Consider the following 12,693-nt stretch of genomic DNA (forward strand, 5'->3'; position numbering starts at 1 on the left):
TAAATTACATTGTCTTTAGGCGACATCATAAATGAAAAAAGCGGGAATTTCCCGCTTTTCCTGCCAGTTTTACAAGAATTATTCTTCTTTCAAACCGGTCAAATCCACCGATGCAGCATCAATATTCACATCGATATAATTGTCTTTTTTCTTTTTGGCTGTATCACTGCGTTTTTGCTGAAGATTATCCAGATAGGCTTCATCAATACCGCCAGCAACATAAACCCCATCAAACACCGAGCAATCGAAATCATTCACTTCTGGCACTTTATGGGTACGTACTGCAGCTTTCAAATCTTCCAGATCCTGGAAAATCAGACGGTCAGCACCAATAATTTCACGAATTTCTTCGACGCTACGGCTAGAGGCGATCAACTCAGATTTAGCCGGCATATCAATACCATACACGTTTGGATATTTCACCATCGGTGCCGCTGAAGCGAAGAATACGCGTTTGGCACCAGCGTCACGTGCCATCTGGATAATTTCGTTACAGGTGGTACCACGCACAATCGAGTCATCTACCAGTAACACATTCTTGCCTTTAAATTCCAGCTCAACCGGGTTCAGCTTTTGACGTACCGATTTTTTACGCTGCTGCTGACCTGGCATAATGAAGGTACGACCGATATAACGGTTTTTCATAAAGCCTTCACGGAATTTAACACCTAAGGTGTTGGCCAGTTCCAAGGCCGAAGTACGCGAAGTATCTGGAATTGGAATCACGACATCAATATCGTGTTCCTCACCCCATTCACGCAGGATTTTTTGCGCCAGCTTCTCACCCATTTTTAAACGAGCTTTGTATACCGAAATACCATCAATGGTCGCATCTGGACGCGCGAAATACACATATTCAAAAATACATGGATGATATTCAGATTGCGCCGCACACTGCTGGGTAAACATCTGGCCGTTAGAGTCAATGAAGATGGCTTCACCTGGTGCCAGGTCACGCTCGACTTTAAAGCCCAGTGCCGTAATTGCCACCGATTCAGAGGCAATGATGTATTCCATGCCTTCATCGGTTTCACGCGAACCGTAAATTAACGGACGAATCCCATGCGGGTCACGGAAGCCCACAATCCCTTGACCGGTCACCATGGCCACCACGCCATAAGCCCCTTTACAACGCTCATGCACACGCGTTACCGCATGGAAGATATCTTCTGCTGCCGGCTCCAGCTTGCCGCGTTTTTGTAATTCATGGGCAAAAACGTTTAACAGTACTTCTGAATCTGAATCGGTATTCATGTGACGTAAATCAGTCTTGAACAGGTCTTCATGAATTTCTTCGGCATTGGTCAGATTACCGTTATGCGCCAGCGTAATACCGTACGGCGAGTTCACATAAAACGGCTGCGCTTCTGCACTGCTAGATGAACCTGCCGTCGGATAACGCACATGACCAATCCCGTAGTTGCCCAGCAAGGCACGCATGTGACGGGTATGGAATACATCACGTACCATGCCGTTGTCTTTACGCAAGAACAAGCGACCTTCATGGCAAGTGACAATCCCAGCTGCATCTTGTCCCCGATGTTGTAACATCGTTAATGCATCAAACAACATTTGGTTAACAGGTGATTTACCAGCTATACCAACTACTCCACACATAGCAACCTCGCAGACCAGCTAGGATTAATAAAAAGGATTATTCGTTGACTCATCTGCGCCCTTTCGTTCAGGTTCAGATGAAGAACCAGAAGATTTCGGAGCATCTTCTGATTTGATGTGCTGTAAAGCCTCATTGGCGGCATCTTTGGACATTTGTGTGGCCCAAGGCGCATAAGGTAAAAGGGTTTGAATAAATTTAGACTGTTTCCAGTGCGGCGAACTTTCGACCCACGGCCCAATGCCCTGAATGGCAATTAGCACAATCAGCAGACCTTTGAGGGTACCAAACGCACCACCGGCTAAACGATTTAATGGGCCCAGTTTCAGCGATTTCAAGATGCGGTTTAATAATGCGCTCACCATCCAGGTCAGCACCACAATCACCAACACAATAAAAGCAAAGGCCGCAATTTTCTGAACCACCGGATCAGCACTGAGAGCGGTCATTGAAGGCGCTAGAACGGAAGCATATTTTGCCGCCACAATCAGGGCAAAAATCCAACCGACCAAGTTCGCAAAGGCTTTAATAAATCCTTGACGCAAACCGTTAAGCCCTCCAATGAGCAGAATAATCAGTATAAAGATATCGATGGCGTTCATGACTTTAAAGTGCGTCTACACAATCTTTCACAAGTTCCGGGCCAGTATAGACCAAACCGCTATACACTTGTACCAAAGTTGCACCGGCATTGCGTTTCGCAACTGCCTGCTCACCTGAAAGAATACCACCAACACCAATTAAAGGAATTTTGCCCTCTAAGGTTTTGGCAAAGGCTGCCAGACACGCGGTACTCTTTTCAAATACTGGCGCACCCGATAAACCACCGGCTTCATCGCCATGTGGCAAATTCTCTACCCCTTCACGAGACAAGGTGGTATTGGTCACAATTAAACCATCAATTTTAAATTGCAGTAATTGCTGGGCAATAAATTCAATATCGGACGGTTCTAGATCTGGCGCGACTTTCAGCACCAACGGTACATAATGCTGATGCTCTTCGGCCAACGCCAACTGACGCTGTTTCAAGGTTTGCAACAGCTCGGTCAGGGCATCGCCGCTTTGCAGACTACGCAAATTCTTGGTGTTTGGTGATGAGATATTGACCGTAATATAAGAGGCGTAATTATAAACTTTTTCTAAACAGATCAGATAATCATCAACCGCTTTTTCTACCGGAGTATCGGCATTTTTACCAATATTAATCCCCAGTACGCCTTTAAATTTGGCGGCCTTGACGTTTTCAATCAGCTTATCGACGCCATCATTATTAAAACCCATGCGGTTAATAATGGCTTTGGCCTGCGGTAAACGGAACAGACGCGGATGTGGATTACCGGCTTGCGGACGCGGGGTGATGGTACCAATTTCAATAAAACCAAAACCTAAAGCGGCCAGCGCATCAATATAGGCACCATTTTTGTCCAGGCCTGCAGCCAGACCCACCGGATTCGGGAATTCAATACCCATACAGGTGACTGGTTTTGCTGCCACCTGCTGACGCATCAGGCCCATTTTATGACCTGATTTTAATAAAGATAATGTGAGCTCATGTGCACGCTCCGGTGCCAAAGAAAACAACAAAGGGCGGGCAAGAGAATACAACATATCGGCAAAAGTCTACGGCTTTTTAAGTCGGCCTATTATAGGCCCAGATTGTTGAAAACACCATGCTTGACCATTGTTTATTTTTACCGGTTATTGCACTGTCGCCGTTAATTTAATCTGCCCGGCATCGGAAATTAATTCCATTTTTTCAATGCTTAATCCCATTTGTGCCAGCTGGGTCAGGAAATTGGCCAGCACAGAATATTGTGCATGACTGCTTACAATTTGAATTTTTTCACCCGACTGCTGCGATGCAACCGATAAACCCTGCTGCTGTGCCACGCGCTGTACTTTTTCCAGACTGCTGAGCTGTACATCCCCGGCCGGCTTCATGGTCACGGCGTTGCTTTGCATCCACACCACCAGATCTTTTAAGGTATTGAGCCGTTTTTGCTGCTGATCTGCTGCGCCGTGCATATACCACAGCGCCGATCCGATGGCGGCTACCAGTACAAAAATACCGGTAAAAATCACCATGATCCGTTCACGCAAGCTCAGCGTATCTAAATAGTCATTTAATTTTTCCAGCGACTGATCCCAACGCTGCTGAATTTTTTCTACTGCTTTCATTATTGTACTTTCACCAGTCCGATTGCGCCGTTGGCGGCCGGTTGAATATTACCCAGCTCGACTTTAAAGCCCAGCTGGTTTAATTGCTGGGTCAATGCCTGCAAGCTGGCTGCAGAGCTGGCCTGTAATTCCATATTCAGACTGGACAGATCATAATTGACCCGTCTGGCCACAATCTGATTCTGCATCAATACCGGCCCGATCCGACTGAGCAGCTGTAAGGCCTGGGTATCGGCAGTCTGGCTTTGTTTTAACTGATATTCAAACTGGCTTTTAATATTTTGCTCGGTGACCGGATAGTTTTGCCCAAACCAGTATTTAAACTGATCAATCGCCTGCACCGCGGTCTGATTCGCAACTTTTTTATACTGATACCAGCGCGTGGCATCATAACTGAACTGCACCACCAGAATCCCCAAAAATACCGCAGCACAGGCTTTCCAGTAACCCGAAATGCCCGATTCACTTTTGGCTTTGGGTAAAATATTAAAAGGATGCTGTTTGACTTTTTTCAGCACCGGCACTTCATAATGGAAAGAGCTTAACTGCTCATGCGTGCTGATAGCCTCAATACTGTGCATCTGTTCGGCGGTAAAATTACTGATCTGATAACGCTGTTCAGGCGCCTGATAATCCAGAAATAAAGCCAGATCATCGACCGAGCTGCCCAGATATTCATTTTCACGTACCAGCAACCGGCCACAGACATTGGCCAGCACAATATGATCAGGCTCAGGCACTGGCAGCAATAAAAAGTCTGGCAATAAGGCCGTGACTTTGACCGGCAATAGCGCCAAAGCATGTTGCAAGGTTTCGACATGGCTTTGCCCCACACCAAGTAAAGTTAGGCGGTCCGGCTGCTGAAAATGATGCAGCACTTTCATGGCATCAATTGGCAATACCACAAATTCTTCTAGCAGGAATTTAATTCCGTCTGGCCCCAGCTGCTTGTATTGGGCCTTGCTCATCTGCTGTTGCAGCATCTGTATATCCCGGCTCGGAAAATACACCACTGCTTCTTCACCCTGATGAAGCTGTATCGCCTGAATCAGGTCTTCCAGGGTATTAGCCTGAACCCAGTACTCCCCGCTCGACCATTGCCAAACCCCATTGGCTTCCGGCATCCATATTTGCAACATTGTTATTGTACTGCCATGAAATAAAGTGTGTTGTTATGCGTCTGGAATAAAACTTTTTATTTGTGTCGATAAACCTGCAGCAATGACCGCCTGCTCATAAATACGCGCTTCTGCCAGCGCATAAGGATGGAAAGATTCCCCGGTTAACTGCTCTGCAATATGGGCCACCACATTCATATGACACACCACGGCAATTGATTCATAAGGCAAATGCGATAACCACTCAATAGCCTGAGTCGCATCATCATCCGGTTTAATGGTATTGCAGATCACCACAGGCACATCTTTAAAATAGGTCTGGATATGCGCCAGCGTTTCCTGGGCACGTAACAGCGGACTAACCACAAACACATCCGGACGGATCAGATCTTTTAAATACTCTGCCGTTTGCTGTGCCTGGGTATGCCCACGTTCGGTCAGGGGACGTTTAATATCATTACCATGCACGGGTGGTGAAGCTTCACCATGACGCACTAGGGTCAATTGCATATACATTTCCTTATTTCATTTTGTCCGCATTATAAGCAGTAAATATGACAGTTCGGTTCATCAAACTGTCATATTTTAACCAATTTATACCTCATGATGCGGCAATACAAACTCTACATCACTACGATGGCCATTTTTCATGAGTGCCAGTGCAATCGTCAGCGGCGGCTGTCCTTCATAAATCACATCATACAAGGCGCTGGTAATTGGCATATACACATCCAGCTCTTCAGAACGTGCTTTGACCTGCACAATGGTATTAATCCCTTCTGCAGTCTGGCCCAGTTCCTGTGTGGCCTGTTCCAGGGTTTTACCTTTGCCCAGTGCATACCCCACCTGATAATTACGACTCAATGGACTGCTACAGGTGGCAAATAAATCACCGACACCCGACAAACCAAGGAACGTCAGCGGGTTGGCGCCCAGCTTGACCGCAAAACGGCTCATTTCAGCCAGGGCACGGGTTAAAATCATACTCTTGGTATTTTCACCGACGTTATACGCGGCAGCCATGCCCATGGCCACGGCATAAATATTTTTTAACGCCCCACCAAGTTCCACCCCGTGTACATCATCACTACCGAATACACGGAATAAAGCACTGTGCAGTGCCTGCTGCACCGCATAACGCACCAGTTCTGACTGGCTGGCAATCACGGTTCCGGCGGGCTGCCCGGCTACAATTTCTTTGGCCAGGTTCGGGCCAGACAGCACGCCATACGGCACTTCTGGCAATTCGGCACGAATAATATCGCTCATAAAGCAGAAGGTTTTGGCCTCAATGCCCTTGGTCAGGGATACCACCGCTTGTGAAGTAATAAACGGCTTAATCTGCTTCAGCACATCACGAAAAGAATGACTTGGAATGGCGACCAAAATAATATCGCGGTCGCGCACCGCCAGTTCCAGATCCGATACTGCTTTTAAACCCGGCTCTAAAGGAAAATCTGGCAAATAGCGTTTATTGATATGAGTGCGGTTAATTTCTTCAGCGGTGGCTTCATCCCGAATCCAGATCATGGTATCGCAGCCGTTACGCACCGCGGTATTGGCCATTGCGGTACCAAAACTGCCCCCACCCAAGACGGTAATTCTTAATGCGGTTTTCTGATCAATATTGACCGGTTCTACCAGACTGGCAAAATTCAATTCTGACATTATTTTTATATCCTCAGCCGTATGCGATGCTTATTCCGTCCAGTAACTGACATAGGCGTCAGTCTGAATGTCCGCACGCGGCGCAATCGCTTTTGCGGCAGTTCCAATATAGATGATGCCTGAAATTAAATCATCTTCATTTAATTTCAAAGCTTTTTTCAATAATTTTGATTCCACTACAGCACCACTGCGCCACATGCTGGCAAAGCCTTGTGCCTGTAAAGACAGCAGGAAATTCTGTACCGCCGCCCCGGTACTTAAGGTCTGCTCAAAATCCGGAACTTTAGGATGCGGCTGGAATTTGGTCAGTGCCAGCACCAGTAATGGCGCCCGGAAAGGATGATGTTTCACACGTTCCAGCTGCACCGCATCGGTCTGGCCTAAATCGGCCAGAGCCTGTACCAGCAACTCGCCAAAAGCTTCGCGGCGCTCTGCCGGAATCACCACAAAACGGGTCGGTTTTAAACGATGATGATCAGGCGCGGTCAAGGCTGCCTGAAAGGCACGCTCCAGCTGCGCTGCATTCGGTGCCGGCTCGACCAGATGCCCAATCGACTGACGTTGATGAATATTCTGATGAACCGTAGCTTCCATTGTATCCGTCATTGGCTTATATCTATCTATAAAATCTGCCTCAAGATTAGCATAAACCACAGAATTTACTCTATTTGCGTTGGGTTATTTGTATAAATCCTGAGTTTTAATGGCCGGCTTGTCTGTCACAGAGCCACTATATAAAACTGCATTTCTTTACAGCTTCTACAAACTCTAAAAGTGCAGATATGTTTAGATAGATGACTGATTCAACAAATAAAATATGGGGACCACACATGAACAAGCTGATTGGTTTAAGTGCTGCAGCCACCGCTGCGCTATTTTTGACCGCCTGTGCTTCAAACCCGACCTCTTCGCTGGCAATTCAGAAAGAAAATAATCAGTACGAAGTCACCGGTTTAGGTAAAAGCAATATCATCTCCAAAAACAATGCGATTAGTGCGGCCAACAAAACCTGTGGTAGCCGCGCTACACCGGTGGTGGTCGATGAACAGACCACTTATAACGGCGCTTTAAAAGGCGTGGTCGATGAACAGACCGGACAGATGATTCAGGCTGCCGCGACTGTGCTCGGCACCATCTCGGGTCGTAATGCCCAGCTGGCACAGGATGATGATTATCAGACCGTACTCACCTTCCGCTGTCAGGCCAACTAATCTGAACGTAATCAAAAGATGCAATAAAAAATGGATCAGGTCCTTTGGAGCTGATCCATTTTTTCATTTTGATGCGGGTAGCTGCCTCAGCAACAACACGACATAGTAAAGTCTAGCAATAACCATCTAAACGGGTTAATGGCAGTTTTTGCCCGATGGCTTTTTCAATTTCTGGCAAATAGAAGGCATCATCTTCGGCCAGGAAACTGATACTCACTCCACGCGTACCAGCACGACCGGTACGACCAATACGGTGTACATAGTCATCTGACTGTTCTGGCAAGGTAAAGTTCACCACATGCGATACACCATCGACGTGAATGCCGCGTCCGGCAACATCGGTGGCAATCATGATGTTGTGCTTGCCATTTTTAAACTGGTCCAGCATTTTCAGGCGTTTATCCTGGGCAATTTCACCAGATAGCATCACCACTTTATAGCCATCACGTTTCAGATGGTCATACAGACGGCGCACCTGATCGCGGCGGTTGGCAAAGATCATGACTTTTTCAATCGGCTCGTCGCGCAAAATATCTTGCAGCAGTTTATATTTGTCTGAATTCGACACCATATATACGCGCTGCTCGACATCGGCATTGGTTTTCTTTTCCGGTTCAATTTCGACAGTCACCGGTTCAAATAACCATTGCTGGGCCAGATTCAGCACATCATAGCTAAAAGTGGCTGAGAACATTAAAGTCTGGCGCTGCTCTTTACGCGGTGAAAAACGCACAATCCGTTTTACCGATGGAATAAAGCCCATATCCAGTAAACGGTCGGCTTCATCAATCACCAGAAATTCCAGCTGATCCAGCCAGACTTCTTTTTGCTCGACAAAGTCAATCAGACGACCCGGGGTCGCGACCATAATGTCGACAAAGTTTTTATCCAGCTGCGCTTTTTGCTTGTCAAAATCGACACCGCCCAACAAGGTCACTACATGTAGGTCGGTAAACTTCACCAGCTCTTTGGCATCGCTTTCAATCTGTAAGGCCAGTTCACGGGTCGGTGCCAGAATCAGGGCACGCGGCTCACCACGGAAACGCTGCTCTTTCACCGGATTATTCAATAAGTCATTGATTACGCTAATGAGGAAGGCAGCGGTTTTGCCGGTACCGGTCTGGGCGCGACCAATGGCATCATGTCCAGCCAAAGTAAATTTTAAAACCTTTTGCTGAATGGGCGTCATTTCCTTAAAACCTAAGGCCGCAATAGCTTGTCTCAGTTTCGGATGTAAATTTAAGGTTTCAAAACCAGATGACATAAAAATGTGCTCTAACTTATTAATCACAAAAACGTATCATATTATAAACAAAAAACGCCCCAATAGATGGAGCGTTTTTCAGATTAATCCAACGATTAGTCTAAAGGTTGTACTTCTTCCGCTTGGAAGCCTTTTTGACCTTTAACTACGCTGAACTCAACACGTTGACCGTCACGAAGTGAACGGTGGCCTTCGCCTTGAATCGCACGGAAGTGAACGAATACATCGTCGCCGCCGTTACGTTGAATAAAGCCAAAACCTTTAGTGTCGTTGAACCATTTAACTACGCCTTGTTCACGAGCTGTCATAAGTTAATCCTCATTGATTAAAAAGAAGGACCACCCGGTGTTGCAAACAGCAGAGTAAACAAAGTTTAAAAATATTTTTATTTCTAAGCTTGTAATCATTCTGTATAACTATTAACAAAATCCCGGTTACATCCAATTTGTAATAGGGCGACAAACAACAACTGCCTATCTCAAATCCTAAATACGCATCGAGCTTAACACGGGTTTATGACAAATAATAGATTTTTTTTGATTTATCTTATTCAGAATTCATGCTTTTTTCGACAGAGTTAATTCAAGATTTTTCAATGTTATATTTTGATAAAAACCGCAAATAAACTTTAGATTTGGCACCAAATTTGCTAATATTTTGAGTCCTTTTTTAAAGACCCGATTGAAGCAGATTATGGACAACTCTGTCGATGAAATGATCATCATTGATGCGATGGGACAACCCTGCCCCATGCCCTTACTGATGCTAAAACGCGCTTTAAAAAAAACCGGCGCCGGACACTTTCTGCTCAAGTCCTCTGACCCGCATAGTCAGCAAGATGTCAGCCGCTATTGTCAGATTCACCAGTACGGCTGTGAATTGACACAAATTTCTGCCAATGAGTTTCATTACTTTATTGAAATTAAATAATTTTCAATTAAAGTAAACAGCATGCATTGGCATAAAACTTTACATTTCTCTACCTTTTTTCCTTAATTTGCAAGGATATTGGTATTAAGATGAAATTTACAGGTAATACGACCCACCGATCCTATAAGGAGAACTCATGAGTGACAGCCGCAATCAGTTGATGCCCCTGTCATTATCTGCGCCAGGCGTAAATCTCGGTGCTTATATTAGTACCGTCAATCAAATTCCTATTTTAACGGCTGAACAAGAAAAAGAGTTAGCTGAACGTTATTATTATGATCAAGATTTAGATGCAGCAAAAATGCTGGTCATGTCGCATTTGCGATTTGTAGTCCATATTGCGCGTAGTTATGCAGGTTATGGTTTGCCACAAGGCGACCTGATTCAGGAAGGCAACCTCGGTCTAATGAAGGCCGTGAAACGCTTCGACCCGAATATGGGCGTGCGTCTGGTGTCATTTGCCGTGCACTGGATTAAAGCCGAGATTCACGAATACGTGATCCGTAACTGGCGTATTGTTAAAATTGCCACCACCAAGGCACAGCGTAAACTGTTCTTTAATTTACGCAGCCTGAAAAAATCCAGCAAAAAACTGACGCTGGAAGAAGCCAAATCGATTGCCAACGACCTGAATGTCACTCCGGAACAGGTCCTGGAAATGGAAGGCCGTCTGACCGCTTATGACGCGGCTTTCGAAGCGCAAAATGATGATGAAAGTGAAAACACTACCCATGTTGCGCCGGCGCTTTATTTAGAAGATAACCGTTACGATCCGGCCCGTCTGGTCGAAGATGAAGATTATGAGGCACAAAGTACCTCTGCCCTGCATGAAGCCATGGAGCAGCTGGATGACCGTTCGCGTAATATCTTGCAGCGTCGCTGGTTAGATGATGATAAATCGACCCTGCATGAACTAGCAGCTGAATATAATGTTTCTGCGGAGCGTATTCGCCAGCTTGAAAAAAATGCCATGGAAAAAATTAAAGTGGCAATGTCATCTAACTAAGTGATGATTCCAGAGTGCTAAAGTTAAAAAAGGGCGATCTGCCCTTTTTTGCTGTCTGTGCTTGCTGAAACCGGGCGATGATCTTAAAGAAATCCATTTTCTTCCCCCCTAAAATCAAAAAGCTGGATTCAATACCACATTTCAGGGTGAAAGTTTTTCACTTTCTCGTTGCCCGGAAAAATGTTAAGGTTGAGCGCAAATTTACTCAGGTCATTCTTGCTATGTGGATTGCAATTTCTGCCCTTAATTTAGCACTTGCGGTGATGTTAGGTGCATTTGGGGCACATGGCTTAAAAGCACGCGCAACAGAAGCTCAACTGGCGTGGTGGCAAACAGCGACTGATTATTTTTTCTATCATGCCCTCGGATTATTGGCACTGGCGATTCTGGCCAAAGTCATGACTCAATTTCCCATTAAAGCCAGCTTCCTGCTGATTCAGGTCGGGATTGTGTTTTTCTGTGGCTCATTGTATGTGATGGCGCTAGGTTTGCCGCGCGGTCTGGGGGCCATTACCCCAATTGGCGGTGCGCTAATGATTGCCGGCTGGCTGGTACTGGCCTGGAATGCCATGAAATATGCCCGATAATTCGGGAACGGAACAGCTAGGAAACTGCAGGTATGCACATTTATTTAAACGGCGAATTACAACAGACACAGTGCCATAATTTACTAGAACTGGTGCAACAACTGGCGTTGGAAGGCAAACGTTTTGCGGTAGAACAAAACGAGATGATTGTGCCGAAAAGCCGACTGGAAAGCACCCCTATTCATGATCAAGACCGCATTGAAATTATTCATGCCGTTGGCGGCGGCTAAGACGGAGCACGTATGGAAGACACCCTACTTAAAATCGGTTCACGCACTTTTAACTCGCGCTTGCTGGTGGGCACGGGAAAATATAAAGATTTGCAGGAAACAGATCTGGCCATTCAGGCCAGTGGTGCGGAAATTGTGACCGTTGCTATTCGTCGCGTGAATATTGGTCAGCATCCCGATCAGCCAAATTTGCTGTCTGTGATTCCACCAGAAAAATATACCATTTTGCCAAATACAGCCGGCTGTTTTGATGCCAACAGTGCAGTGCGTACCTGTATGCTGGCGCGCGAACTGCTCGATGGTCACAATCTGGTAAAACTGGAAGTACTGGGCGATGAAAAAACCCTGTATCCAAACATCACCGAAACCTTAAAGGCAGCGCGCACGCTTATTGATGATGGTTTCGAGATTATGGTCTATACCTCGGATGATCCGATTGTGGCACAAGAACTGGAAAGCATGGGCTGTGTGGCAATTATGCCTTTAGGCAGCTTAATTGGTTCAGGGCTGGGAATTTTAAACCCGCATACCATTTCTATTATTAAAGAAAATGCCAAAGTACCGGTACTGGTCGATGCGGGTGTCGGCACTGCCAGCGATGCAGCAATTGCCATGGAACTGGGCTGTGATGGTGTGTTAATGAATACTGCAATTGCAGCAGCGCAAAATCCGGTCTTGATGGCTTCGGCAATGCGCAAAGCAGTGGAAGCGGGCCGTGAAGCTTATCTGGCAGGCCGGATGCCGCGTAAACGTATGGCCAATGCCAGCTCGCCAGAAACCGGTTATTTCTTTAAATAATCCGGACATTATCTGCGCTGAGAGATGAGTTGATCCTTCAGGTTTCACTTGATTTAAAAGCGAAACATGAAAAAAGGACTCTGCTTGA

16 protein-coding genes are annotated in these 12,693 nt (G+C 46.0%); 6 read left to right on the top strand and 10 right to left on the bottom strand.

Features of this window, described 5'->3' with window-relative positions; genetic code table 11:
* Positions 1-78 precede the first annotated feature (78 nt).
* From purF to ACPEPR_RS04525, 8 genes are all read right to left on the bottom strand, one after another.
* Positions 79-1,617, bottom strand: coding sequence for an amidophosphoribosyltransferase (gene purF, locus ACPEPR_RS04490; RefSeq protein WP_005177128.1), 1,539 nt, complete (start codon positions 1,615-1,617; stop codon positions 79-81).
* 24 nt (positions 1,618-1,641) lie between these two features.
* Positions 1,642-2,217 carry a CvpA family protein gene (locus tag ACPEPR_RS04495; RefSeq protein WP_016658356.1) on the bottom strand — a complete coding sequence of 192 codons (576 nt, stop codon included), beginning with the start codon at positions 2,215-2,217 and terminating at the stop codon, positions 1,642-1,644.
* Between the two features lie 4 nt (positions 2,218-2,221).
* Positions 2,222-3,223: a quinone-dependent dihydroorotate dehydrogenase gene (locus ACPEPR_RS04500; RefSeq protein WP_016658357.1), complete on the bottom strand. Its 1,002-nt coding sequence runs from the start codon at positions 3,221-3,223 to the stop codon at positions 2,222-2,224.
* A 90-nt stretch (positions 3,224-3,313) separates the two neighbouring features.
* Positions 3,314-3,793 carry a type II secretion system protein GspM gene (gene gspM, locus ACPEPR_RS04505; protein ID WP_168389884.1) on the bottom strand — a complete coding sequence of 160 codons (480 nt, stop codon included), beginning with the start codon at positions 3,791-3,793 and terminating at the stop codon, positions 3,314-3,316.
* Positions 3,793-4,932, bottom strand: coding sequence for a type II secretion system protein GspL (gene gspL / locus ACPEPR_RS04510; RefSeq protein ID WP_423562017.1), 1,140 nt, complete (start codon positions 4,930-4,932; stop codon positions 3,793-3,795). Before gspL ends, gspM begins: the two co-directional genes overlap by 1 nt.
* Positions 4,933-4,965: 33 nt before the next feature.
* Positions 4,966-5,421: a phosphohistidine phosphatase SixA gene (sixA, locus tag ACPEPR_RS04515; protein ID WP_163142241.1), complete on the bottom strand. Its 456-nt coding sequence runs from the start codon at positions 5,419-5,421 to the stop codon at positions 4,966-4,968.
* An 84-nt stretch (positions 5,422-5,505) separates the two neighbouring features.
* On the bottom strand, positions 5,506-6,579 hold the full coding sequence (locus tag ACPEPR_RS04520) for an NAD(P)H-dependent glycerol-3-phosphate dehydrogenase (RefSeq protein ID WP_016658361.1): 1,074 nt from the start codon (positions 6,577-6,579) through the stop codon (positions 5,506-5,508).
* A gap of 30 nt (positions 6,580-6,609) precedes the next feature.
* Positions 6,610-7,185: a nitroreductase family protein gene (locus tag ACPEPR_RS04525; protein WP_034597478.1), complete on the bottom strand. Its 576-nt coding sequence runs from the start codon at positions 7,183-7,185 to the stop codon at positions 6,610-6,612.
* 224 nt (positions 7,186-7,409) lie between these two features.
* Here ACPEPR_RS04525 and ACPEPR_RS04530 point away from each other — a divergent pair, with 224 nt between their 5' ends.
* Positions 7,410-7,790, top strand: coding sequence for a hypothetical protein (locus ACPEPR_RS04530; RefSeq protein ID WP_005177108.1), 381 nt, complete (start codon positions 7,410-7,412; stop codon positions 7,788-7,790).
* A 112-nt stretch (positions 7,791-7,902) separates the two neighbouring features.
* On the opposite strand, the gene rhlB is transcribed toward ACPEPR_RS04530, so the two are convergent.
* Positions 7,903-9,054, bottom strand: a complete 1,152-nt coding sequence (rhlB, locus tag ACPEPR_RS04535; RefSeq protein WP_005177106.1) for an ATP-dependent RNA helicase RhlB — start codon at positions 9,052-9,054, stop codon at positions 7,903-7,905.
* A 95-nt stretch (positions 9,055-9,149) separates the two neighbouring features.
* Positions 9,150-9,362, bottom strand: a complete 213-nt coding sequence (locus ACPEPR_RS04540) for a cold-shock protein (RefSeq protein ID WP_005177104.1) — start codon at positions 9,360-9,362, stop codon at positions 9,150-9,152.
* 385 nt (positions 9,363-9,747) lie between these two features.
* On the opposite strand from ACPEPR_RS04540, the gene ACPEPR_RS04545 reads away from it, so the two are divergent.
* From ACPEPR_RS04545 to ACPEPR_RS04565, 5 genes are all read left to right on the top strand, one after another.
* A complete protein-coding gene (locus tag ACPEPR_RS04545; RefSeq protein WP_016658363.1) occupies positions 9,748-9,984 on the top strand; it encodes a sulfurtransferase TusA family protein in 237 nt (78 codons plus the stop codon).
* A gap of 136 nt (positions 9,985-10,120) precedes the next feature.
* Positions 10,121-10,990, top strand: a complete 870-nt coding sequence (rpoH, locus tag ACPEPR_RS04550; RefSeq protein ID WP_005177101.1) for an RNA polymerase sigma factor RpoH — start codon at positions 10,121-10,123, stop codon at positions 10,988-10,990.
* A gap of 221 nt (positions 10,991-11,211) precedes the next feature.
* The gene (locus tag ACPEPR_RS04555; RefSeq protein WP_005177099.1) at positions 11,212-11,577 is read left to right on the top strand and encodes a DUF423 domain-containing protein; all 366 of its coding nucleotides are present in this window, start codon (positions 11,212-11,214) and stop codon (positions 11,575-11,577) included.
* A gap of 32 nt (positions 11,578-11,609) precedes the next feature.
* Complete coding sequence (gene thiS / locus ACPEPR_RS04560; protein ID WP_005177095.1) at positions 11,610-11,807, top strand: sulfur carrier protein ThiS; 198 nt, start codon at positions 11,610-11,612, stop codon at positions 11,805-11,807.
* A gap of 12 nt (positions 11,808-11,819) precedes the next feature.
* On the top strand, positions 11,820-12,605 hold the full coding sequence (locus ACPEPR_RS04565; protein WP_005177093.1) for a thiazole synthase: 786 nt from the start codon (positions 11,820-11,822) through the stop codon (positions 12,603-12,605).
* Positions 12,606-12,693 lie beyond the last annotated feature (88 nt).

Source organism: Acinetobacter sp. AND/436, assembly GCF_049546925.1.
Lineage (GTDB): Bacteria > Pseudomonadota > Gammaproteobacteria > Pseudomonadales > Moraxellaceae > Acinetobacter > Acinetobacter indicus.

Coding starts and splice junctions, on each gene's coding strand:
- purF (WP_005177128.1), bottom strand. CDS start 1,617: ATGTGTGGAGTAGTTGGTATAGCTGGTAAATCACCTGTTAACCAAATG.
- ACPEPR_RS04495 (WP_016658356.1), bottom strand. CDS start 2,217: ATGAACGCCATCGATATCTTTATACTGATTATTCTGCTCATTGGAGGG.
- ACPEPR_RS04500 (WP_016658357.1), bottom strand. CDS start 3,223: ATGTTGTATTCTCTTGCCCGCCCTTTGTTGTTTTCTTTGGCACCGGAG.
- gspM (WP_168389884.1), bottom strand. CDS start 3,793: ATGAAAGCAGTAGAAAAAATTCAGCAGCGTTGGGATCAGTCGCTGGAA.
- gspL (WP_423562017.1), bottom strand. CDS start 4,932: ATGTTGCAAATATGGATGCCGGAAGCCAATGGGGTTTGGCAATGGTCG.
- sixA (WP_163142241.1), bottom strand. CDS start 5,421: ATGCAATTGACCCTAGTGCGTCATGGTGAAGCTTCACCACCCGTGCAT.
- ACPEPR_RS04520 (WP_016658361.1), bottom strand. CDS start 6,579: ATGTCAGAATTGAATTTTGCCAGTCTGGTAGAACCGGTCAATATTGAT.
- ACPEPR_RS04525 (WP_034597478.1), bottom strand. CDS start 7,185: ATGACGGATACAATGGAAGCTACGGTTCATCAGAATATTCATCAACGT.
- ACPEPR_RS04530 (WP_005177108.1), top strand. CDS start 7,410: ATGAACAAGCTGATTGGTTTAAGTGCTGCAGCCACCGCTGCGCTATTT.
- rhlB (WP_005177106.1), bottom strand. CDS start 9,054: ATGTCATCTGGTTTTGAAACCTTAAATTTACATCCGAAACTGAGACAA.
- ACPEPR_RS04540 (WP_005177104.1), bottom strand. CDS start 9,362: ATGACAGCTCGTGAACAAGGCGTAGTTAAATGGTTCAACGACACTAAA.
- ACPEPR_RS04545 (WP_016658363.1), top strand. CDS start 9,748: ATGGACAACTCTGTCGATGAAATGATCATCATTGATGCGATGGGACAA.
- rpoH (WP_005177101.1), top strand. CDS start 10,121: ATGAGTGACAGCCGCAATCAGTTGATGCCCCTGTCATTATCTGCGCCA.
- ACPEPR_RS04555 (WP_005177099.1), top strand. CDS start 11,212: ATGTGGATTGCAATTTCTGCCCTTAATTTAGCACTTGCGGTGATGTTA.
- thiS (WP_005177095.1), top strand. CDS start 11,610: ATGCACATTTATTTAAACGGCGAATTACAACAGACACAGTGCCATAAT.
- ACPEPR_RS04565 (WP_005177093.1), top strand. CDS start 11,820: ATGGAAGACACCCTACTTAAAATCGGTTCACGCACTTTTAACTCGCGC.